Source organism: Oryzibacillus soli (assembly GCF_051594765.1).
Lineage (GTDB): Bacteria > Bacillota > Bacilli > Paenibacillales > NBRC-103111 > Paenibacillus_AR.
The window spans coordinates 141,622-165,097 of record NZ_JBPPGJ010000010.1 but is presented as its reverse complement, the minus strand read 5'-3'; the positions used below and the strand labels follow the sequence as shown (position 1 = coordinate 165,097).

Below are 23,476 nucleotides of genomic sequence, written 5' to 3'. Positions count from 1 at the left end.
AACATGTTGAGCGATTGGAAGCAACTATTCCTCAACGAATTGGAAGAGCACGAAGCCAAGTATTTATCCTGGGGCTATGTTGAAGGTTCGTTTACAGATGAAGAATTGAGCCAATTAGCAATTGACTTTATTGAACGGAATCAAATAGAAGATCTCACTGCAGACGAACTCATTCATTCTTTAATGGAAGAATGGATGATCGCGGCGCTTCCTGTTGGTGGAAAAGAAATATGGAGAACACGTATGGCCGAAACGGTTCGTTTGATGGCCAGACTTCGCCAATGGTTCCCTTCCAAGACATGGCAGACGTCTCCGACTCTTGTCTCTGATTTCCGGTTTCATCAGCGGACGCGGGTCTATCCCAAACGATACATTGATGGTTCTACTCTGCTCCGCGAAGCAGAAGGCGTCCTCGATACTTATGAACGGGAGATCCTGCAGAAGTTCATAGAAGGAAAGGGAGAGAACTTCCGGTTGTCTGCCTTTCAACGGGATGCGACTATGCGGATGTTCCGGGATTTACAGGAAGAGCAGTCCCGCGGATTTATTGTGACCGCGGGTACCGGTACTGGTAAAACCCTGTCGTTCTATCTGCCGGCTCTGACATGGATTGCTTCTCAAATCGATCGTGTCCGCTGGACGAAAGCCATTGCACTTTATCCCCGGAACGAGTTGCTGAAAGATCAGTTTTGGGATACCTTGAATGAAGTCCGGGAATTAAACCGCAATCTTCAACTGGAGCGGCCCATCTCCATTTCAGCTGTGTTTGGAGATATCCCGAACAAGATAAATCATGTGGCAAAGAAGTGGAAAAAGGGTCCTCATGGCTATATCTGTCCCTTCTTGAAATGCCCGCAATGTAAATCTGAACTCGTCTGGAATCTTACGGATCATGCTGCCGGCCGTGAAAGACTTTTATGCATCAAACGGGGATGCGGGACATCCATCGATGGAGAATTGATGCCGCTTACCCGTTCTTCCATACGGACAAACCCGCCGGATATTCTCTTTACCACAACCGAAATGATGAACCGTTATATGAGTGATCATACATATGGTTCACTGATCGGACTGAGGACGGAACATGCACCGCGTATTGTCTTGTTGGATGAGGTGCACACCTATACGGGAACTCATGGCGCGCAGGTAGCCCTCCTGCTGCGCAGGTGGCAGCATGCTTTGGCGAAAGCACCCCTGCATTTTACGGGTCTTTCCGCTACCTTGCGGGATGCTGGGGACTTCTTCAGTCAATTGACAGGACTTCCACGGGGAGCTGTATCTGAAATTGACGCCTCGATTGGAATGATGGAGTCCAAAGGAAAAGAGTATCAGTTGATTCTGCGGGGGGACCCGGCATCTGGGACTTCTCTTCTTTCGACAACCATTCAGGCGGGAATGTTGCTTCGACGGATGCTCGATCTGCCAACTCAAGCAAGTGACATGGTGAGCGCCTATGGTACAAAGCTGTTTCTATTTACTGATGATCTGGATGTAACGAACCGATTATTCCATACGCTGCTCGATGCTGAAGCAAGGAACAACAAAACACTTGCAAAAAAACTCGATAGCCAACCCCTTGCCGCATTACGCAGCCATTATGGGGAACAGGCAACCCTGCGATTGTTGCATGGGCAGTCTTGGTTGTACAGTGAAAACATCGGCCACGACTTAACAGAATCCTTGCAGATCGGTCGCACGAGTTCGCAAGACGCGGGAGTGGATCCGAAAGCGGAAGTAATCGTCTCCTCCCCGTCGTTGGAGGTTGGCTTTAACGACAAGCAGGTTGGGGCGGTGATCCAGCATAAAGCCCCCCGGGACCTCGCGGCATTTTTGCAGCGTAAAGGCCGCGCAGGGCGCGACCCGAATATGCGGCCTTGGATGATAACCGTCTTGTCGGATTATGGCCGTGACCGGTTTATGTACCAAAGTTATGATACGTTATTTCAGCCATCCCTTGAGCGGCAAAGTTTACCGATTATGAACCGATATGTGCTACGTATCCAGGCTGTCTTTGCTTTTATGGATTGGGCCTCTTACGAACTTCATCAGCAGCGGACCTGGGCAGGAAGTTTATGGTACATGTTTGCCCAACCTTCCGACGGGGAGTTTTCGGAGAAGAATGAAGTGATCCATCTCATCAAACGGGTCTTGGAAGAATCCTCGGTTCGCAATCGAATGGAAACCTATATCAGGCAAGCGCTCAAATGTTCACCCGAAATGATGCATGCCTTAATGTGGGAATCTCCGCGATCACTCTTGCTAGAGGTAATACCCACATTACTGCGGCGTCTTCAATCGAACTGGGACGTTATTGGCGGGGCTAAGGAGATGTTCACTCTAAATCATCCGTTGCCTGAATTTGTACCTGCGAATTTGTTTACGGATTTGAATCTCCCGGAAGTAAAAATCGTCTTGCCGCCGCCACCCAATGTGTCCCGTAACGATGAATCGATGGATATTTTGCAAGCATTAAACACATTCGCTCCGGGTCGCGTTTCACGGCGTTTTGGTATTTCCCATGGGGCAGAAAGCCATTGGATTGCACCACCTTCTCTCACTCCAGGGAAAGGACCGCAATCTTTGCCTATCACCGAATTCTGTCAGTCAAATGAATATCGGCATCTGGGATTGTTCCAATACATGTACAATGGTGAAGTAATCGAACTCCCGGCTATTCGGCCGTGGAAAATCCACCCCAAACAGTCAGATCGTAAAATTGATACCAAGTCTAACGCTACTCTCGTTTGGAAAAGCCAATTAGCGCCTGCCAATGGTATAGGTGGAGATGACTACGGGGTTAAGGTGGATATACCGAAAGGATCCAGGTGGTCATCGATTTTGGGTGAAGTGCGGTTCTACACTCATGAAACTCAAAGTGCCGTATCCGTAAGACGATTTGCAATTGGGTCGGAGGCTTCCGTTCGAATTGCCAATCAAGCGGACCCGGTTGAACTGTCGATTCGGTTTTGTTTGGAAGACCGTCAACCGGCAGCCCTTGGTTTTGTCCAACAGGTGGATGGTATTCGGATTTTATTGCAACATATCCCGGAACAAGTCATATCGGTTGGTGATTCCAATGGAGATAAGTTACGGTCATTTCGTTCGTTATACTTTCAGTACCGCGTTATTGAGGATGCCGTATTGAAAGAAGCAGGCAATGGTTTCGTGCTGGAACGTATGGCAGAAATCTATCTCTCTGCGCTGCTTCATTTCTCCTTGGTTCATGATTGCCCCCTTGAACAAGCATGCAGTCAGTTGCATTCGACCGGGTTTACGGGACATATGAATGCCGTCATGAACGTTATTTTCCAAGTACTGAACACCAACACCAATGAATCGGAAATTGAGGAAGAAGCGCAATACCAGCGGACGCATCTGAAACTCATTGCACTCTTTCAAATGCCGGAAGTAGTCGAACGTTTACAGACACTTGCCCGGGTATTGTGGGATGAACCCGATGCACTTTGGCACGATTGGGCCCGTCTACGTTGGATCAGTACAATCGGTGAGGCGTTATTGCAAGCCTGTATCGAAATGGCGGGACCGCATCGGAATAGCGATTTAATTCTGGACATTGGAGGCGGACCACAGAAACAAGAAGAAGGAAGGTGGTCTAATGCCGATAGCGAAATATGGATTACCGAAACCATCGAAGGTGGTAGCGGCATCATTGAAGAGATTGCCTATGCCTATCAAAAAGACCCGCGTCGGTTTTACAGACTGATCGAAAGTGCTCTTGCTCCATCGGATGCGGAAGTTGTTCACCGCGAACTGTCCCGTATATTGGAACTCGTTCAAACGAATGAATCGCTGCGGGAATCGATTGGGCACTTCCGTACCGCAAATGGTTATCATGATACCACCCAATCTATTGAGCGAATCAAGCAGGGGATGCAAGAGTGCGGGATTCTTGCCACGCTGCCGGTCATGAACGGTTTATTTAATCGGGTTCTTCGTCCTGGCAGCAATTCGAATACCGATCAGTTTTTATTTGAACTCTTGCAAACGTGGAAACAGGAAGAGTCCCGCTTGGGTATTGAAATGGATTCCCGGGTTTTCTCCTATGTTTGCAGTGCTGACGTAGAGAAATCAGAATCGTTCAAGGCCGCCCTTCATCATATTGATGTCCGGGCGTTAAATGACTTCAACTGGCGATTCAATGTCATCTACGGGATGATATGGCCGCAAGGTTCGCAAATCAGAAAAAGAGCCCTGGAATCGTACAACCCTTTTGCAAACCGTGTGCCGACAGATCGTGAACTACTATTGGACTCCTTGCAATTGCATCAAAAGGTGATGTACTCAGACCCTGACTGGAAAGAAAACATGACAGCAACACTCGTTGCACACGGATCTGTACAACTTCTCGTGCCGGAAGACAAGAAGTTGGAAATCAACACGATCATCATATCACTCGCATCGGAGCCCCTGGATCTTGGATTTTTGCATGTGTATCCCAGGATCGAGGGAATCACGAGGGAGAACGGGTATTATGTATTGAACTTTGAAATTCGGGAGGCGCTGCAATGACTCGGTACATCTATACGAATGCTGCGTCCCGTGAACTTCCGGATTTGCTGCAATGCCTTTTGTCTGCCGAACTCATTCGGCCAAGTCGCCGCCTTTTTTTAGCATCGCCTTGGGTATCTGATATTACGGTTATTCGCAATCGATGCAACGAATTTTTGTTGCTTGAACCAAAGTGGGCCAGGAAGGACATTACGTATTCTGATGTTATTGCTCATTTAATCGACAGAGGTACGGAATTTTTCTTGGAAACGCGGAAACTGGACTATAATGAACGGTTTGTTGAAGCCATTCGCCAAAAAACAGCAAAACCGTTCGAAGTTCGGTACAATCCCGTCCTACATCGGAAGGGATTATTAGGAGATTCGTATTTCGTGAGCGGGTCGATGAATTTCACCTTTAACGGCATTACGACACTTGAAGAATGTATCCAGTATACGGCAGACCCCTCGGAAGTGTCAGAGAACCGGATTGTGTGGAGCCGTTGGTGGGGAAAGGGAGAACTTGTATGAACGCCCAACAGTTTTTGGAACGTTTCTTTGCAAGCCCGAACCTCATCACGTGGGATAAAATTCAATCTGGTTCCATTAACAAACTGAGCCTATTTATATCCAGACTGACAAGAAGCCGCCCTGTATCCACTGTTATTCCATTTCTGGAGTGTGACCGTTCCTTTACTTGGTTTGCATTGGCTTTCGATGAATCTTCCTTGATGCATCTACGGGAACAAATCCGTTCTTTTATCGGTCCGACTTACAGTGATTTTAACGGTTACCAGCATAGCGGGGTCCCACATGTTGCAGACCCGATTGTGGAAGAGTTCACGCGGGGACACTTTTTTACCTTTCGTGGCGATGAAAACACGATTGGTGAAAAAGTGAAATTGATGTTCCAACTGCAAGAGGTACGTCCGGAACGGTTATCCCAAATTCCCAAAGACCCGTTCCAAATATTGCATAGCTTTGAGTTAGCCATACAGGCTCGAGACGAAGGTCACGCCAAAGATCAAATTGATTTGCTTGAGCGTTATCGTCTCATTGATCCGCGGAATGCGTTGTTTATGCGGATCGAAATGATGTCCAGTTTTGAGCGCTGGCAAGATATTGTTCATCATCCGCAGATGGAAGACTTACTAAAAGCTTCCAGGCCTTCCCGTATTACGGAAAGCCTAATCCGGGCCGTCTACAGGTTCTACTTGGATGGGCATAAAAATGACCCCGAGATGCTTACAAACAAATTTTTAGAGGTGGTTTGGCCGCAATATCAGTCTCTATATCGTGTACGAGGTGCACTGACTCATCCTGATACGTTAATTAGTTTTATGTTGCGGGCCGTCCACCCCGACATGCCACTGTCGGATATGCAAGATGAATTACTCCTTGCAGGATTAGGGTCAGAGGCAGAGTCGATCTTACACAGTTTGTTTGACTCTGCAAAAATTCGCGGAAGCAGTTCCGCAACTCCCGGCAGCACGTTCCAAGAAGCTAGAATCCTTACGGAACGCGGTCAGTATGAAGAGGCGTTTGCCATTGTCTCCAAACTCGAATACTCAATCGAAAAAATCCAATTGATGCTTCTATGTGCTTTCGAAATCCAAGACTTGCGTGTAGACAAGTGTGTTGTTGATGTCATTTCCCGATTAAGTGAAGATGAACTGCGTTCCGTGTTATCCAGCAGGCAACTCAAGGTCTGCTATACGTATTTATTCCCAAATACTGAAGTTGAAAACCAGACCATCCGGACCACACCCATACAAATACCAACGAACTGGAATGAATGGTTTGATCGACTTCAAGAGTTAGAACCTCAAATGGCTCATGACTTAGCGAAACGTGGGGTTACGGAATGGGACCGTGAGGGCTTCCTATCCAACCCTACAGAGGTGGAGATACTGCTGTCTCATCTTCGGAATGATTCATCTCAAACGCAAAACGTCGTGGGATCTGTGTTACCGTTTTTACAGCGCTATCTCATTAATGATCCTAAATGGCCGCGGCAAGAGTTGAAGTCGATTTATACTGAATTGCATCAACGTTTCTTATCTCGAATGCAAGGTGTGCGTAGTGAAATGGTAATTGCAGCTGAATGGTCTGAACGGTTACTAGAGTTGGGTCTAACCCGTTTGGAATACCAAAAACTCTTTCACGAATTAATAGAGGGATGGAACCGTTTGGCTTCATCTGACTTTTTGCAGATCTTGTATCCTGTACTTGAGAAAGCAGGGGACCGGCCTTGTCCAGACCTCCACTCCTGTCTGCGATTCATTCACTACATTCGTTCTAAACTAACGGGTCGTTCCGTCTTGTCCGATCATAAGTGGTTAGAGATTGAGGAGCGGTTTATTCCAAAAGAATGGGTGACGTGGTATCAAATTCTATTTGAAGCAGAGGAAGATTATCAATTTTTGGCCGATTGGGTTGGACGGGTTGGTGTAAACTACGAGAATTGGTCTCCATCAGCAAAACGACAAATCAACGAATGGTTCATCCATTGGATAGTTGTTGAAACTGAGGCCGCAAAGAGAAGTGTAATAGCCCGCTCTTTAAGTCCATTTGTTGATTATGTAACGCGAGACCCAAATTTTCCGGAAAATGATGAAACGGAGTTTTACGAAACTTTGGCAGACATGCTGCGTTTGTTTGCCGGAAAAAACCAATTAACGATACAAAACTTGCTTCGGTTGATCGATGGTCTTCTCTTAAAGAAACCTGAAGCAACAGACACCCAGTGGCGTAACATGCGAGATTGGATGACGTTTCAACCAATCCCGAACTTACTCGCTTCTGTATATGATTGTTTAGAACTGTTCTGTGACTACGGCGTACCAGGTATGGAGCTTGAACCGATGTGGAACGAGTGGACAGGAAGACTACATGATAAACTAGATGAGCAAATCGAATGGCTTTTGCCGTATTTGATTGATCTGGGTGAAACGATAGCGGGCAATTACTTAACCCTACAGAAGCTAAAAGATCTGCAACAATGTGAGAATGATGCGGACGATCCACTCATGGGACTACCCCAAATGACAATCACGATTTTTTCGTGCAGGGAGAAGGCAGCTCGCCGTGCTGCTGATCAAATCACGCGTCGTAATGCCAAACTTAAGACACGCGTTTGTACGCTCGATCGTCCGAATGAACAAACCACTGCTTATGCACGTCAATCGGACCTATCGATTGTGGTGACAAGTTGTATCTCTCATGCCCTCACATACGGGATTCGAGATCAATTGCGTGAAGAACCGATTTATCCTCGAAGTTCAGGGGAGGCGGGCATTATCGAACGCTTTGAAGTGTATGCCCGAGAAAAGCTATCATCGTGATCACAAAATTGCCCATTATCCTATTTTGAACCTATTCCCTTCGAAGTATATTTATGGTAATATGGTCGTGAGCCTTTGGGATTACTTTGCCCAAAGGCCTTTCTTATTCCAAAAATCGGAATACCCGGAGGGATTGCATGCTCACGCTGATATCATATGACTTCAAACGGCCAGATCGTGCGCAAATCGAGCAGTTCATCATTAAGGGTCGCAACTATACATATGTAACGGCCACGAAGGCGCTTGCTGCCGAGCGGGAGCGCAATGGTTTAATTGGAGAAGCACAGCGTTTTACCAACGATAAAGGTGAAACGAAGAAAATGGCATTATTTGCGGATCTTATTCGAGCATGGACGAAGCAAACATACAACTTGTCTTCCCGTGGGGAAGAGAAGACAATGTTATTTCGGGCAATGGATGCAGTCTCTAGAAATGATGTAATTCTTCGTGATCTACTTCGACACGACTATTCTTCTTGGATTCGTGTTTTGTATGATTTAGCCGCGGAAGGCATCAATCTGCAACAACATCCATTGCCTCAGTCGAAGCGTGATCAACTTGTAAACCCGGTCCTTGAAAAGCATTTAAAGAACATCCAGTCCTCATTTTATGATCAACTAAGGGGTGTAAAGAAACGGTTATTTGAAGACGCTGCTAGAGAATACCTTGCAATTCATGCTGCACCTACAGAACTCATCATTATGGAAGGTTTCACATATTTGACTGAACTACAAAAGTGGTTTATTCAGCAATGTGACAAACAAAACAAAGAGGTCATTTTTCTGGTACCATATCGGAACGAACAACAAGCCTTTCAGATTATGGATAAAACGTACGGATTTGTTTCAAAGAAACTACGATATTCCATGACGACAGTCCCCTTGAGCGAACATGAAGATCTTGCCCACATTCAAACAAATTTTTTGAAGAGTGGGAAACCCGTGCCGTTTTCAGGAGCCATATCCAACGTTTTCATGCGCCAATATCCGAATCGCGATCGCGAATTACAAGGCTGCATTTCACAACTAAAGCAATGGTTTGAAAATGGCGAGTATGAACCGAAAGATGTTGTTATCGTAATGAGACGCTCCAAAGAATTCATTGACCGACTTCGGGATTATATCGCGATGAACCCCATTGTCTACAAGGATCCAGCAACTGGCCAACAGCGAGAAGTCGAAGTGCCAACAAATCCGAGATTGTTGCTCTTAACGCCGGTCGGTCGATTTATCCTAAACCTTTATCAAATTTGGCAAGATGGGGGGCTCTTCCTCGAGGTGGATTCCTTGGAATCGATCCTCTCATCGGGTTGGCTTGGGGCTGTCATTCAAGATACGACGCCAACTTTTAGAGCAGTCAAATATCAGTATTTTACATCCTGCCGAACGAAAAACGACTGGCTGAGGGTCTTGAATCAAATGCAAGAACATTGCGGTCAAGAATCGATGTTTCGTCTGCCAGTAAATTTACTGGATGCCGAAACCATATCCTCGTGGATCAATGTAGTTTTGCTCTTAGATACCGTATGTACCCGCCTATTCCAGCAGGGAGAGAGCTCCGTAGCCAAACATATTCAGATATTGCAGGAAGAATTGAATAAAATGCTGCCCAAACATATTCGTAAGGCGGAAAAACGTGTTCTTGAAGAAATTCAATCTGTATTCGATGACCTTAGCAATTACTTTTCCATTCCTCTTACAACGAATGAATTCGGGGATGCAATTCATGCTTTGACTACGGGACAGAATGAAAACGACGAAGATGATGAGGGAGAACCTAAACCAAACCATTTACGAATTGTCACTCCCGAAACTATAGATGGCATGTTGTATAAAGTGGTCATTTACGTGGGGTGTGATAATGTCCATGTACCGGTCCTTTATCCGGAACCCTGGCCGTTCTATGTAGATGGACGCGATGACCATCTTTCCAAAGAAAGATACATGTTTCTATCAGTCGTTCGTGCTGCATCCCAAAAAGTTGTCTTGAGTTTCGCACTCAAGGACGGAGACCGTTCATTCCAACCGAGCACATATCTGCAAGAAATCCACTATTTACTCGGGGAGAGGTGGAGTGAACAAGGGATCTTAGACACGCTCGACCTAAGCAAAGCCCATGACGGAGTAAGGACGGTCAAGGTACGCGCAGCAAGACGGAACACATATAGCCTAAGCGAACTAGCACATTACGGTCTCTGTCCGCTGCGGTACAGACTCGAGTTGCTCCATCCTGAGGCCAGAATGTACCGGATGGAGTGGCAAATTGAGATCTACGCTCAAGGCATCTGGTTAAACCGAATCTTTGGTGCATTGGAACAATCGAGCGCACGGCTTCCCCAATTAAACGAAGGCGACTTTTATCAGCATTTACTCAGTTTCATGTCATCAATGAAACCGGAAATGGAGGCCCTTTTCCCAGCGTTCCCCTCCATTACATGGCATGCGATTGAACATCGCGTAAAGGAGCAACTGGGGCATTTCTCCAAAGAAAGATACCGGTTTTATCGGGGTGTGGAAAAAGGCGGGAGCGATTCGTTCCGCATTATGGTTGAAGTCGGAGAAGAAGAAAAGACCGTTAAAATCAACGTTGATGTGCCTTTCATTGTGCAGACGGCTCGGTTCAACGCTGCTTATCTAAGCGATGTTCAGACGACAGAGTGGCTTCTTCCAGGAAAAGCCGAAGAAGGCGACCCTGTAGAAGTACTTGAGATTGAGGGGGTTCAACTATTTCCGACTCAGTATCAGGCTGTAACTTGGTGGAGAGATTCAATCAATGCATATTTCACCGTGGAGAAAAAACAAAAGGTGACGGAGAACGCTTATACTCAAAAACTTGATCGGCACTACGATCAGTTACCAGAGAGAATCGGTCATTTTATCAATAGTATCGAAAAAAACAAATTCCCTAAACATCCCGGTGAACATTGTATGTCTTGTCCTGTAAGGCCAGAGTGTTTGGGTATTGCTGAACGAACAGAGGGGGCATCGGCATGAGTATTCAACGTGGTGGAATGGATGTGTCTAAAGAGCAGGCAGCAATCGTAGACAATATCAAACAACCAAACGGAATGACTGTCGTACTCGCAGGAGCAGGTTCTGGGAAAACACGTACCATGGTGGCATCTGTTCTTGAACTCGTGCAAGGTAAAGACGTGAATATCGATGATTTCGCCCTCATTACATTTACCAATAAAGCAACCGATGAGATGCGCGAAAGATTGGAAAAGGGCGTCCACGCACGGATCGAAGCCAGTGAAAAAGTGGGGGATTGGGATGAACGTGCCTATTGGTTCGAGCAAAAGGAGCGTATTGCCTCGACCTTCATTGGTACGATTCACCGATTTTGCGCAATGTTGCTTAGAAATTTCGGTTTTACCGAACTGATACCTCATGAATCAGAAATTCTGATGGCTCGTCATCATTTCTTGACTGCATTAAAAAACACAATGAATGCCGCTCTGAGTGATCCCGAAACAGGGATTTTATTTAACACGGAAGAAGTTCATTGGGCCCCTCACGAGATGGCTAAAAAGCTCGAGGAGTGGTATGAATATATTCGTAGTCGGGGTCGTTCGATATCCGATGTTGTAGTGGAGACATTGCGTCAAAATGAACAGGACGACGCTCAGGAATACCGCAATGCAGTCGCCCGAATACTTGAAAAACTTGACCATGAATACCGTGAACTCAAACGTGAACGAGGCGGAATTGATACCAATGATCTCTTGCACAAATGCGCGGCACTCGTTGAAACCTATAAAGACCAAATCGGTCCACTCGTTGCGTCACGATTTCACTATTTGTTTGTCGATGAATTCCAAGACACCGATGAACTTCAAATGAAAATCATTCAGGTCTTATCTCCGCGTTTTAATCATGTGCTCGTCGTGGGTGATCGAAAACAAGCAATTTACGGATTCCGTGGTGCCGATCACTTGGTAATCAAACGAATAGCCGAAATGAACAATATAACGCCACTTTCTCTCAGCGCATCCCGCCGTCCAACTCAACCCTTACATCAGGCACAATCGGTGTTATTTGAAGCTATGGGACAGCGTTACGACTTTCTACAGGATAAGTCTACGCAATCGGACGATGCCCATAAGCCAAAAGATTCACTTGTTCCCTTTCAGTATGAGCATTTAAAGATCTATAACAATCGCGAACAACTGATAACAGAACGTACAATTTTCAAAATCCGTGAGTTTCTTAACCAACAGATCGATGATAGGGAAAAAGGAATGCGTGCGGTTGAATTTCGAGATATATGCGTACTCTTTCGATCTAATTATCAGTTGCAAAGTTATTGGTCCCGGTTTCCGGACACAATTCCGGTAGTGACGGATACAGGAGGGGGCTTTTTTCATAAACCTGAAATCGTTGCTTGTTATCACTTTCTTCAGGCTATATTGAAATATCCGGATGATGTTTCCCTAGATTTAGCTCTCGGTAGTCCGTTCCTTCCGTTCATTGCTCCTAACTCGATATACCAGAGTGATGGTACTAATCAGGTCCTTCGCGATTGGTTCGAGGACCATGAGGATTCGGAAGAATGGTTAAAGGGAATTCGTAATATACGAAAAAGAATGAAGGTAGATCTTGTTCCACAACTCCTTACCTATATGTACGACTTTACACGTGTGCGGGAGTACTACGGCAAGAAGGGAGATCTACAGGCTGTTGCAAACCTCGAAAAATTGGTAATGTGGTCCCGTGAGTTAATGGATGCGGAAGCTTTAACTTTACAACAATTTTTTGCTCGTTTTCAGACCGCTTTATTAGCGAATGTGGAGATGGATGAAGCAGATACAGGCGAGGGAGATAAAAAACCTAATGCTGTTCGTTTTTCAACAGTCCACTCTGCAAAAGGTCTCGAATACCCGATTGTAATCATTCCAGATATCGGACGGAAGTTATTAAACAATAGCCAAATTCCATCATTCTTTGATATTCACGACTGGGGTCTTGATTTGGAGTTGCCAGGCGGACGAGGGTGTTCTTCTCGATACCATGAATGGGCGGAAAACTATCAACGTAATTTTATTGAGGAAGAAGCACGCATTTTCTATGTAGCCGTTACCCGTGCAGAACATGTTGTCTGTATGATTGGAAGTGGATCGGATCGTGCTAACTCACTTGGTAGTGAAAATTGGTCATGGAAAGACGAGGTCTTGATGGCAAGGCCCGCTTTAGCCAAACTAGGCAACCAAATTGTCAGTATTTTTTGATTAAACGATCATGATGCTAAGGCATTTTATATAATAAAGCGGCTCACAATTTATGTGAAGTCGCTTTATTAGTGTTCAAGTAGATTTAAGAATAATAGTTGGAAGTATTGGCAACACTATAGTTTAACAATTGTATCCGTGATAATTTTGTTAAAAAGTGTTAGAATAATTTTGCATGATTTTTGCCCGCTTATCGTTAACTTAGAAAGTCATTAGTATGTTGGTAACCGAGGGGAGAGTTCATTTTGAATAATAACGAAAGTCATAACCTTCAGTTTACAGCCAATAAATACGAAAAGGGAGACTATTTTGTTTCTCTAGTTGTTGAAAATGAAGTTTTCAATCAGATCGGTATTAAAAAATTAAACATTACCTATATTCCGGATGCCAAACTCGTTGAAGCTCACTCACTCGAGCGCTATATAAAAGAGAATGTAAGATCGTTCTCCGAAGATGAACTACAAAAGAACATTAACCAACTAAGTCAGTTAATTCAACCTCGTTTTATTGAATTTATCATTACACCACTATTTGCCCCCCAACATGAGCTGTTTTATGTAAACTGGGGCAAAAAGGGGACAAAATATGAAGAAATGGCATACCATAGATCTCTTAATAAGGAATGGTTTATGCGGTCAAGATCTGCAACTTTGCAATAAGTGCCTCTTGTGAAAATTTATCGCCCACGGTTATTCCCCATACTATGTGTGCGCTCAACAAGCAATTAAAACATACTAACTCACACGAGAAAAAAATAAATTTTTCCCGTGAATACCCCAGACTCCTCTCGTTTTTTTGTAGTCAGGGTGTAGCCAAAAGGGATAATTAGCCCTAATTCTGCGTGATTTCAAAAGATACCAAACGACAAGAAACCCTTATAAAATAAGGCTTTTCGGCACTTATAGAAACTAGTAGATAGATTGGGCACAGCAGTTCGACTCCCCTCGCCCCCATATGGAGATAAGCGAAAGCCGCTAACCTCATCATGGTTAGCGGCTTTTTGCTATCTCTGGAGGCAAGGGGAGATTACCCTGTGGCCGAAGAGGATAGTGGTTCAGTCCCGCGCGCAGGGAGCGTCAGCGGACGAGCACACATCGAAATCTACGGCTAAGGTTGTTCTCGTCGGCTCCACTTCGGCAGCAAGTTCAATCAGGATTTCGATACTCCCCTCGCCTCGCTCGAATAACGAACATAAGCATGCTGGGGTTGCGTCGTTGTGGTCATGCTAAAGCAATGTGGGCAGAATCCGATTTTACTCACTTACCAGAGCATATGCCGATATTTTCCGAATACGATACGTGATCAGCATCGAGGTTAGGTAGGAAACAAGGACAAGAGCCACTCCAAACAAAGAAATCCAGGAAGTCGTGATGATGTATTGCGCCTTCATGATCCCCATCGCCCGCTGTGCGACTGACATGATCGCGTTGGTTTGGGTAATTCCAACTGCGCTGCCAATCACTACCCCGATCAGGATTGGCGGCAAAAGCCCAAGCGAAAGCTGATTCATCAGTTGGAGGGTGGTAAACCCGATTGCTTTTTGTATACCCAGTTCACGTTTCTTCCGAATGACCGATGAATTGATAACAAAATAGAGAACTAGAATCACAACAACGATGGTGATCGCCATCATGGTTGTACCAAGCTTAGAGACAATCGATGTGTACATACCCATACCCTGCTCCAGCGTTTTATCCATATCAATTGCTGAATTTAGCGAATCCCCATAGTCACGCTCAAGCATTTTCACAAATTCATCCGCTTTGCTGCCCGAATTTAAATAGATTTGTAGGCTTTGCTGCTTAAAGGCTGGGTTGAGCTGAAGCATACCGTCCCGTCTTATAGAGGCATTCATTCCGCCCATATTCGATCCTTGTGATAACCCGGTGATCCGGTACTCCGCCTGGTTCTCCCCCACTCTGATCGTCACACGGTCTCCAATCGTTTTGTCCACTTTATCTGCGAGCACACCGGCAAGAACAATTTCATTGCTATGAAGCGGATATCTGCCTCGATAGACCGTATCGGTTTCTTTGGTGGAAAAGTCGTCCATTACAAAAGCCTTTACATCATTGTTCTCCATTTTGAGCGTGGCTTGATCAATAAACTGGACTTTTCTGACCTCGCTTCTGTTTTTCAAGCTATCGATAAGTTGGGCATGATCCCTATCCGGTTTCAAAATAGCGATAGCATTGGATAGCTCGATTCCGGGTGTCTCTGCAAAGGCCTTGGTATCGACCGTCGTGTTGTAAAACATCACAAAGCCAAATGTACTGGCAAACGATACAGCGGCAAGGATAATCCCGATCATGATGCTTTGCTTCCTGTTTTGCAGCATGGATTTCAACCCAAGAACGAACGGCAAGCGCCCTCTGGTTCTGTGTAGAGGCATATGGTTTTTTCTGAAGCTATGGGTTACGATTCCGCCTCTTAAGGCAACAATGGGGTTCAGCTTGCGAAGCTGACCTGAAGTAAAGAATGAAACGAGGATCACCACGACTAGCAGGGCACATAAAACGATACCGCTGATCATCCCATCAAAGCCTTGTACCCACTTCAGTCCCGATTGATGGGCAAATACATTCGATAACAAGGGTGTTGTGAGATAGGATAACGATATCCCTACCAGACTGCCAACAAAAGCAATGAGCGAATACTGCAAAACAATCGATCCCATAATTTGTCTACTGGTATAGCCAATCGCCTTTAAGGACCCAATCTTGGACATGTCTTCTTCGATGCTATTCCCAATTCTGAATCGAACCATGATCAGGCAAACAATTGCGATAATTGCAGCAAAAGCCATCATCATGACCGAAACTATGCTGGATATCGTAACGCGGGACATTTTCACCAACTTTAAATCAAAACTGGACAATGTGCTCGTATCGTTCCCCAGAGCAGAAGCAGCGGTTCTATCATTCGGAAGGAGTTCTCTTATTCCTGCTTCCACTTCACTATTCAGCTTATCCAGATCAGCAAAAAGGAGGGTTGTATGATAAGAGTCGCCCGCCTGCTGCCCAAGCTTTTCATAGGTTTCATGAGGCAGATAAACTCCTAAACTCCCGGTATCCAGAGAACTGAAAAAGGTATCTTCCGTGAACCCTTTTATCGTAAAGGTAAAGGTTGTATCTTTAAAGGTCAGCTCAAATTTGTCATTCAGCTTGTACCCGCTGTCAATATTCATCACATACGGCAAATAGATCGACATGGAATCAGGTGGCAAGTGTTCCCCAATAAATTTCCACTTTGAAAACTCCCGTTGTTTATCCGCATCACGAATAAGAAAGCTAACCTCACGTGTTTCCCCGTTATAGGTCATGGAATCCGCAACCCATAGCGCCTCTTCCTTTTGCACGTTCAATACATTCTTATTCGTTTTGACGTATTGATCAACTTTTTCGCTGTATAAGCAATTTGGAATGATATAGTAGACATCCGATGCCTTGAGCTCTGTGGTGATTTTTTCAAAAAAGCTTCCAAAGTTTGAAGACACCAGTGATCCCGCATTTAGCAGCAACGCAGCAATGAGAAACATGAGGAACAGAGAAACCGTGTGTCCTTTCGTTTTTCGTATATTGGCATAGCTGAGCATGACTAATTTCCGCAACGTTACCACCCCATTTCCGCAAGGAACGCCTGCAGCTTGCAGTGCCGTTCCAGGTCGCCGCTTACGTATTGGCCCAGCTCACACACTCCATGAATCACACCATCTCGCATATACAAAATCCGATTTCCCCTTCTGGCCGACTTCAAATCATGGGTGACCATGATGATGCTTTGCCCCTTGTTGTTAAGCTCGGTCAGTACATCAAGGACCGCTTTCCCTGACGCGGAGTTAAGGGCGCCTGTGGGCTCATCGGCGAACACAACCTTCGGCTTGTTGATCAAGGCACGCACGATCGCAGCGCGCTGCGCTTCCCCGCCGGACAACTGGGTGGGGAATTTTGACCAGATGGCTTCGGTTAATCCAACCTGCGTAAGCAGCTCTTTTGCTCTTGCTGTGATGGCTTTTCTGTCCTTGCTGACGAGGAGTCCTGCGGCAAGAATGTTGTCCAAGATACTCATATTATCGAGCAGAAACATTTGCTGAAACACAAATCCGCAATTCAATCGACGAAAAACCGCCAGCTTATCATTAGACAGCTTTGCGATTTCCTGATTAAAAAAAGTAATGGATCCGAGAGTTGGTTTATCCATACCGGACAAGGCATACAAGAGCGTGGATTTTCCCGCGCCGGACGAACCCATGATGATGGTGAAATCACCCTCTACAATCTCCATGTCGAGATTTTTGAGAACATGCTGCTGCATGCCTCCGCTGGAGAACGATTTACTAAGCTTGTTGGTTGTGATCATGACTTGACTCATTACTTGGCCCCCTAATCAAAATAAGACTGTTCCACCTTCATGCATGCGATGCAGGTAAGGTTTCCGACAGTCTTATCATACCTAATCAATTCTTAACGGGTCCTTAATCGGTTCTTATCCCATTCTGAAATCTTTTTATGCGAGAAGTAAACGGACGAACACCACAAAGCCGCCCTCTATGTTTCGGCAATCCATATTTCCCGACATTTTGCTCATCAGGTAGTGAGAGATGTACAAGCCAAGCCCGGTTCCACTTTTGCCTGCTGCATTATGGGCACGATAGAATTTATGAAATAGAAGGGGAAGTTCATCTGGGGAGACACCTTGGCCATCGTCCTTGAACCCCAGCACCAGATATGGTCCCTTGATGCATGCCGATACTTCGATGGATGTACCTGCATATTTATAGGAGTTACTGATCACATTGTCAACGACCTGCAGAAGCCGCAAACGATCGACCTGCACGATGCATTCTGGAATAGGGGATACCGTAGCCCTGTTTTGATAATCAACCTGTTTGATGACATCCCCCACTACGGCGCTCGACTCCTCCGTTACCGTGACGGTTAGCTGCTGCAGCTCTTCCAATGTGGCATTAAACAGATTGGTGACGAGTGTGTTGATCTGATCCGCTTTGGAATTAATCACGGCGAGCTGACTTTTGTCATCATCAGCCGCATTCATCATCATCACCTCGGATACGGCCTTGATGGAGGCAACCGGTGTTTTTATGTCGTGGCTAAGTGATGCGACCAGTTCCTTCTTGCTCTGATTGGCCGTTCTTTCGCTCTCACGCGCTTTCGCAAGCTCCTCTCTCATTAAGTCAAAGCTTTCTGCGAATGCGCCAAACCCGTTGCCTTTATCCATTTCGAGCGGCATGTCCAGCTTGCCCTCTGCCACATGACGGGCGAAGGCTTGCAGGTTACGAAAGGGACGAAAAATAGAGCGGTCGATATATTCGGCATAGATCAGACAAAACAAAGTGATAAAAACAAGACTTACGCCTAATAGAATGAGCAGGTCATCCCGGTAATGTTCCCAGATCTCATGGGTATGATTGAAAATAATCAATTTTCCCAAAACGGTTCCTTCCCGTGTGATATCGACAATCGTATCCCGGTTCCGGATAGCCGTGTCCATGGTCTCATTTAAGCCACTCTTTGTTGCTCCAAGGAAATCGCCGCGGTTATCCAATATCGCATAATCCAGCCCGTATTGCTGGCCAGGCAATTCAGCCGGATCAATACGGCCCCACTGTTCGACAAGGGACTCCGTAATATCATTCACAGCAACCAGATCGATTCCTTCTTCATCCGAGCTGCGAAACATAATAAGAATAACACCCATTCCCATGATAAGAATGGCTACCGCCCAGATCGACCCTTTCCTGATTCTCATCTGCACCTCTAGTCGGCTTCGAACACATAGCCGGTTCCCCATATGGTCTTAATGTAACGTGGCTCATTCGGGTTTACTTCAATTTTTTCACGTAGCTTGCGGATGTGGACATTCAAGGTTCCATCTGTCGTAATGGCGTCTTTCCAAACGTTAGTGAACAATTCCTCTTTGGATAGAGGGCGATTTTTGTTTTGGATTAAATAGGCCAGCAGCTTATATTCCATCGCCTTAAGCTTGATTTCATTGCCATCATCCATCAGTTTTTCTGTGACGAGATCCAGTTTATAGCTTCCGAAACGTAAAGCATCTTCTTTACCCTTATACCTTTTCAATACCGCTTTTACTTTGGCCAAAAGAATGCTGAGTGCGTACGGCTTTTGGATATAGTCGTCTCCACCGATATGGAGCGCGAGCAACACATCATCGTCACTTGTCCGAGCGCTTATGAACAAAATCGGGATCTGGGTAGTCCTTCTCAACCTTTTGCATATATCAAAACCAGACGATAGCTGCCCCAAGTTGATATCAAGCAGGATCAGGTCGGTTTTGTTTTCCGCTAGGAAATCAAAGCAAGCCTGTTCATCTGCTGCCCAAAAGGTTTTCACTCCGAACATGGTAAAATATTTGCAGGTGCTTATCGATAATGCTTCTTCATCATCAACGATTAAGCAGTCATAGTTTGCCATCGCTTTTCCTCCACAACGAAACATCCATGATCAAAAAGCTCTTGACCGGCCGTAGAAGCCCCGTAACGTTCCAAGGCTTTGGTCGAGGCTCGAGCAACCGCCCCTTCAGATAATCCTCTCAATAACCCGAACCCGCTTCCCGATAACGGATCTTCGAAAGGAAATACTCCACTTCATCCTCAAGTCGAAGGGATCCCCCGTTCCAAAAAACATCCTCTTCCATTGTAGCAGGGGAGGGATTTGGGTGAAATGGAAAACTTTATGCCGGGTCGTAATACTTTCGCCATGTTCGTTCCCGTTGAAAAGTGAGATTATAGGTCCTGTAAGACACACGGTTCTTATCCGGACGGCCGTAACGAGGCGGGGATATCGTGTTATCCCGCAGTGCCGCGCCTGTTAGGCTGCGGTATCCTGTACGGACGGATCGGTGAGAAACCACTATTTGGGGTTCAATTCCCCAATCGCCTAGGGAGCGATTCTGGTAGAGCACTCGACTTTCAATCGAGCGAAAATTCTAATCAAAGACCAAAGGAGAGAATCCCGAGCGGCTTGTGTATGCGCACTTCAGTTCAGCCTTGTAATCTGTGGATACCGATGGGGGGAATACCGGAGGCTTTCGTAGGATGGAAGAGGAAGAAGGTTGGCTGAACGAGGGTCACCCTTCTGAACCCGATGTCCTAACAAAAGCAACGGTAGACCACTTATCTCAAACGGATTCCGCCGGAACTGCAGGGGGATTCTTCATCCAATGGTCGAACCATTAAGGAGGTAACAAAGATGTTAAAACAAGTAACCATTCAAGCCGACCAGCGCGGTTTACTCTTTCACAAAGGAAGCTATGTAAAGAAGCTCAATCCGGGGACCTACCGGTACGTATCGTGGTCGCAGAACACGGTAGTCGTGCTGAATGTCGCGAAGCCGTTCGGTGTAGAGGGAAAAGAGCTGCAGCTGTTCCTTCAAGATGAAGACCTGATGCGGGAGCTCGATATCGTACGGGTACAGGACCACGAGTACGTGCTGCATTATGAGGACGGCCAATTCGTGCAGTTGCTTAAGCCCGGCACCTATGCCTACTGGAATGTGTTAAAGAAACATACGTTCCTGCATGCAGATATCCGAAACCCTGAACTGCCTGCTGAGGTAGATCGTTCGATCCTGTCGAAGCTTGGAATCCATGTGCAGTCTTTTGAAATCGCTAGTTATGAGACTGGATTTTTGTTTTATGATCATGTTCTGCAGCGGGAGCTTGCTCCCGGAAAGTACTACTTCTGGAAGGGGCCTGTTTCGGTTGTAGTCAAGTCGGTTGATGGAAGGCAGCAGCAAATGGATCTTATCGGCCAGGAAATCATGACGGAGGATAAGGTCACGCTGCGCCTGAACTTCGTCTGCCAATACAAAATTATAAACCCGCTGCGTTGCTTGGAAATGAAATCGTTCGACGAGCAGATTCACATCCAGCTTCAGCTCATGCTTCGGGAGTATGTCGGAACGCTGAAGCTAGACGATCTCTTGAAACGGAAAGAGGACGTAGCTTCGTTCATCCTGTCCCGTTTACGTGAGAAGGGGGAAGCGTTCGGAGTACAGTTCCTGAGTGCGGGGGTTAAGGATGTCATTCTGCCGGGGGAGATGAAGGAGATCTTAAACACCGTCCTGTTGGCGGAGAAAAAGGCCCAGGCGAATCTCATCACACGCCGGGAAGAAACGGCCTCGACCCGAAGTCTGCTGAATACCGCCAAGCTGATGGATGAGAACCAGACGCTGTTCCGTCTGAAGGAGCTGGAATTCCTCGAGAAAATATGCGAGAAAATCGGGTCCATCTCTGTAACGGGCGGCGGGGACCTGTTGGAACGGTTAAGCTCTCTCATTGGTGATAAGAAGGCGGCAAGTAAGCATTGATCTAAACATAGAATGCTATTATCCTTCTCTCCTCATTTAAATGCATAATTTATAAGTAATCGCCGGACTAAATTTTTCTAACTATTTTCTCCCTCTGCAGATTATTGACGAGGCTTCGGCCATAAGAGTATGATGCACTTAAATGATTGGAAAGGAGCCGGTGAATATGTACAGCATTCAAATGAGGTACCAGACAATTGAACAACGATTTCGTACCATCGGTCTCTGCGGGTCTGTGACAGAAGGTTAGGGCTACTTTTCGTATACTCCTATTCCATATCACATATGCAGCCATAGACGGTGTTGGTCTATGGCCTTTTCACGTTCGTAAATCAAATGGAAAGGGTGATTCCGGTGTCGGGATATAGAATTCGTGCGAATCAGGTTGGTAATACGGAACATACCACAACGAAAGGAAAGATCATAGAATATGAACGAAACTTATTATCGAAAGGTACAGCTTCCTTCAGGGGATGTCCACGTATATGCAGGGGATTCCCTGTTTAAAGAGCTCAACTACAAAGTGTTTGAAATGGCAAATAACAATCTACAGATTCCGAATCAAGTCTATATGAGCTACACTCCGGACGTGCATGTGGGGGTAGGGACCTGCATTGGAACAACAGCAGTCTGGAATACGCACAACGGCTATGTTTCGCCTTCGATCGTAGGCAGCGACATCGGATGTGGTATGAGGGTGCATCTCACGAACCTGCACAACGATGCAGTTAAGGATGTGAAGCTGCGCCGCAAACTGGTTAAAGCAATTGAGAAGTACTTACCGGTTGAAGACCACACAAGGGGGCATTTCTCAGATATCCGATTAGAGCATGTCGTCACAAAAGGGTTGCACGGTTTACCCAAAAAGTATATCCCTGATGCCTACACGCCTCGCAAATGTCATTCTCTCACTCACGTAGAACGGAGTAAGTTTACGCTTGATGAGGAGGTACTGAATCTGTTTCCGGAGCGCGTGTGGCATCGCTCGCATAGGCAACTTGGCACACTTGGGAACGGGAATCACTTTGTGGAAATACAAGTTATTGAGATTTCCGAACCTATGAGGGACATCGCGGAGGCTTGGGGGTTGTTCGATGGACAGGTAGCAGTGATGATTCATTCGGGCTCTCGTGCCTGGGGAGGCTCCGTCAGTCAATATTGCGGAAGTCTGATGAAGAAAATGATGCATGCCGCAGGACTTGGAACCGCAGACCCGAATCTGCTTTTCGCGCCGCTTGCTCATCCACAGGGTCAATCATACGTAAATCTATTGTATTCCGCGTTAAATTATGCGGTGGCGAATCGTCATCTGATTGCGTATGCGGTAAGGGAAGCAGGAAAGGATATCTTTGGGTCCAAATTCGAGATGACGACGCTTTATGATCTGATGCATAACTATGCGTGGGAGGAGGAGCACGAGGGCCAATCGTACTTTGTTCATCAAAAGGGGGCTACCCGTGCGCTTCCGGCGAACCACCCAGATAATCCGCTTCCGTATATACAGACGGGCCATCCTGCACTTATCCCAGGGTCTATGGGATCTGCATCCTATATTATGGTTGGTGCAACCGGAGGAAAGGATAATTTCTATTCCATTTGCCATGGTGCGGGAAGGATTCGTTCTCGTAGTGAGACCAAACGGATTATCACACTGGAAGAGTTCTCGTCTGCACTAAAGGTGGGAACGGAGGAAGAAGTCGTTGTGAACCAGAAATCACTGGAGTCGATCATAGACGAATCCCCACAGGCCTATAAGGATGTGGACCAAATTATCGGGAGCGTCGTAGGAGCGGGTCTTGCTCAGGTTGTAGCAAAATGCAAACCGATGGCCGCGGTGAAAGGGGCTTGAGGTGCAAGATAGCTAACGCATAAAATGGGCACGGCAGTACGACTCCCCTCGCCTCCATATCACAAAAACGAATAGGAGCTTTGCACTTAAGTGCTGAGGCTCCTTTTTGGTGTTATGCAAGCATCGCAATGTTGCTATTTGCGGTACGTGACTATAGAAGATGTTTACGATATAGTTAAAAAGGTTATGCTGCTGAA

12 protein-coding genes are annotated in these 23,476 nt (G+C 46.1%); 8 read left to right on the top strand and 4 right to left on the bottom strand.

Annotated features, from left to right (window positions below):
* Nucleotides 1-6: 6 nt before the first annotated feature.
* From dpdJ to ACSEXW_RS15420, 6 genes are all read left to right on the top strand, one after another.
* Nucleotides 7-4,530, top strand: a complete 4,524-nt coding sequence (gene dpdJ, locus ACSEXW_RS15445; RefSeq protein WP_438447070.1) for a protein DpdJ — start codon at nucleotides 7-9, stop codon at nucleotides 4,528-4,530.
* Nucleotides 4,527-5,039, top strand: a complete 513-nt coding sequence (gene dpdK, locus ACSEXW_RS15440; RefSeq protein WP_438447069.1) for a phospholipase D-like domain-containing protein DpdK — start codon at nucleotides 4,527-4,529, stop codon at nucleotides 5,037-5,039. Before dpdJ ends, dpdK begins: the two co-directional genes overlap by 4 nt.
* Nucleotides 5,036-7,852: a hypothetical protein gene (locus ACSEXW_RS15435; RefSeq protein ID WP_438447068.1), complete on the top strand. Its 2,817-nt coding sequence runs from the start codon at nucleotides 5,036-5,038 to the stop codon at nucleotides 7,850-7,852. The genes dpdK and ACSEXW_RS15435 overlap by 4 nt, the downstream gene beginning before the upstream one ends.
* Before the next feature lie 137 nt (nucleotides 7,853-7,989).
* The gene (locus ACSEXW_RS15430) at nucleotides 7,990-10,845 is read left to right on the top strand and encodes a PD-(D/E)XK nuclease family protein (protein WP_438447067.1); all 2,856 of its coding nucleotides are present in this window, start codon (nucleotides 7,990-7,992) and stop codon (nucleotides 10,843-10,845) included.
* The gene (locus ACSEXW_RS15425) at nucleotides 10,842-13,079 is read left to right on the top strand and encodes a UvrD-helicase domain-containing protein (protein WP_438447066.1); all 2,238 of its coding nucleotides are present in this window, start codon (nucleotides 10,842-10,844) and stop codon (nucleotides 13,077-13,079) included. Before ACSEXW_RS15430 ends, ACSEXW_RS15425 begins: the two co-directional genes overlap by 4 nt.
* A gap of 245 nt (nucleotides 13,080-13,324) precedes the next feature.
* Complete coding sequence (locus tag ACSEXW_RS15420) at nucleotides 13,325-13,738, top strand: hypothetical protein (protein WP_438447065.1); 414 nt, start codon at nucleotides 13,325-13,327, stop codon at nucleotides 13,736-13,738.
* A gap of 593 nt (nucleotides 13,739-14,331) precedes the next feature.
* On the opposite strand, the gene ACSEXW_RS15415 is transcribed toward ACSEXW_RS15420, so the two are convergent.
* The 4 genes from ACSEXW_RS15415 to ACSEXW_RS15400 all read right to left on the bottom strand — a co-directional run bounded on the left by ACSEXW_RS15415 (nucleotide 14,332) and on the right by ACSEXW_RS15400 (nucleotide 19,534).
* Nucleotides 14,332-16,689, bottom strand: a complete 2,358-nt coding sequence (locus ACSEXW_RS15415) for an ABC transporter permease (protein ID WP_438447064.1) — start codon at nucleotides 16,687-16,689, stop codon at nucleotides 14,332-14,334.
* Nucleotides 16,690-16,691: 2 nt separating this feature from the next.
* Nucleotides 16,692-17,450 carry an ABC transporter ATP-binding protein gene (locus ACSEXW_RS15410; RefSeq protein ID WP_438447063.1) on the bottom strand — a complete coding sequence of 253 codons (759 nt, stop codon included), beginning with the start codon at nucleotides 17,448-17,450 and terminating at the stop codon, nucleotides 16,692-16,694.
* Nucleotides 17,451-17,585: 135 nt separating this feature from the next.
* Nucleotides 17,586-18,848, bottom strand: coding sequence for a HAMP domain-containing sensor histidine kinase (locus ACSEXW_RS15405; protein WP_438447062.1), 1,263 nt, complete (start codon nucleotides 18,846-18,848; stop codon nucleotides 17,586-17,588).
* An 8-nt stretch (nucleotides 18,849-18,856) separates the two neighbouring features.
* On the bottom strand, nucleotides 18,857-19,534 hold the full coding sequence (locus tag ACSEXW_RS15400) for a response regulator transcription factor (protein ID WP_438447061.1): 678 nt from the start codon (nucleotides 19,532-19,534) through the stop codon (nucleotides 18,857-18,859).
* A 777-nt stretch (nucleotides 19,535-20,311) separates the two neighbouring features.
* Here ACSEXW_RS15400 and ACSEXW_RS15395 point away from each other — a divergent pair.
* Both ACSEXW_RS15395 and ACSEXW_RS15390 read left to right on the top strand, forming a co-directional pair.
* A complete protein-coding gene (locus tag ACSEXW_RS15395; protein WP_438447060.1) occupies nucleotides 20,312-21,430 on the top strand; it encodes a slipin family protein in 1,119 nt (372 codons plus the stop codon).
* Nucleotides 21,431-21,860: 430 nt separating this feature from the next.
* Nucleotides 21,861-23,279 carry an RtcB family protein gene (locus ACSEXW_RS15390; RefSeq protein ID WP_438447059.1) on the top strand — a complete coding sequence of 473 codons (1,419 nt, stop codon included), beginning with the start codon at nucleotides 21,861-21,863 and terminating at the stop codon, nucleotides 23,277-23,279.
* Nucleotides 23,280-23,476: the final 197 nt, after the last annotated feature.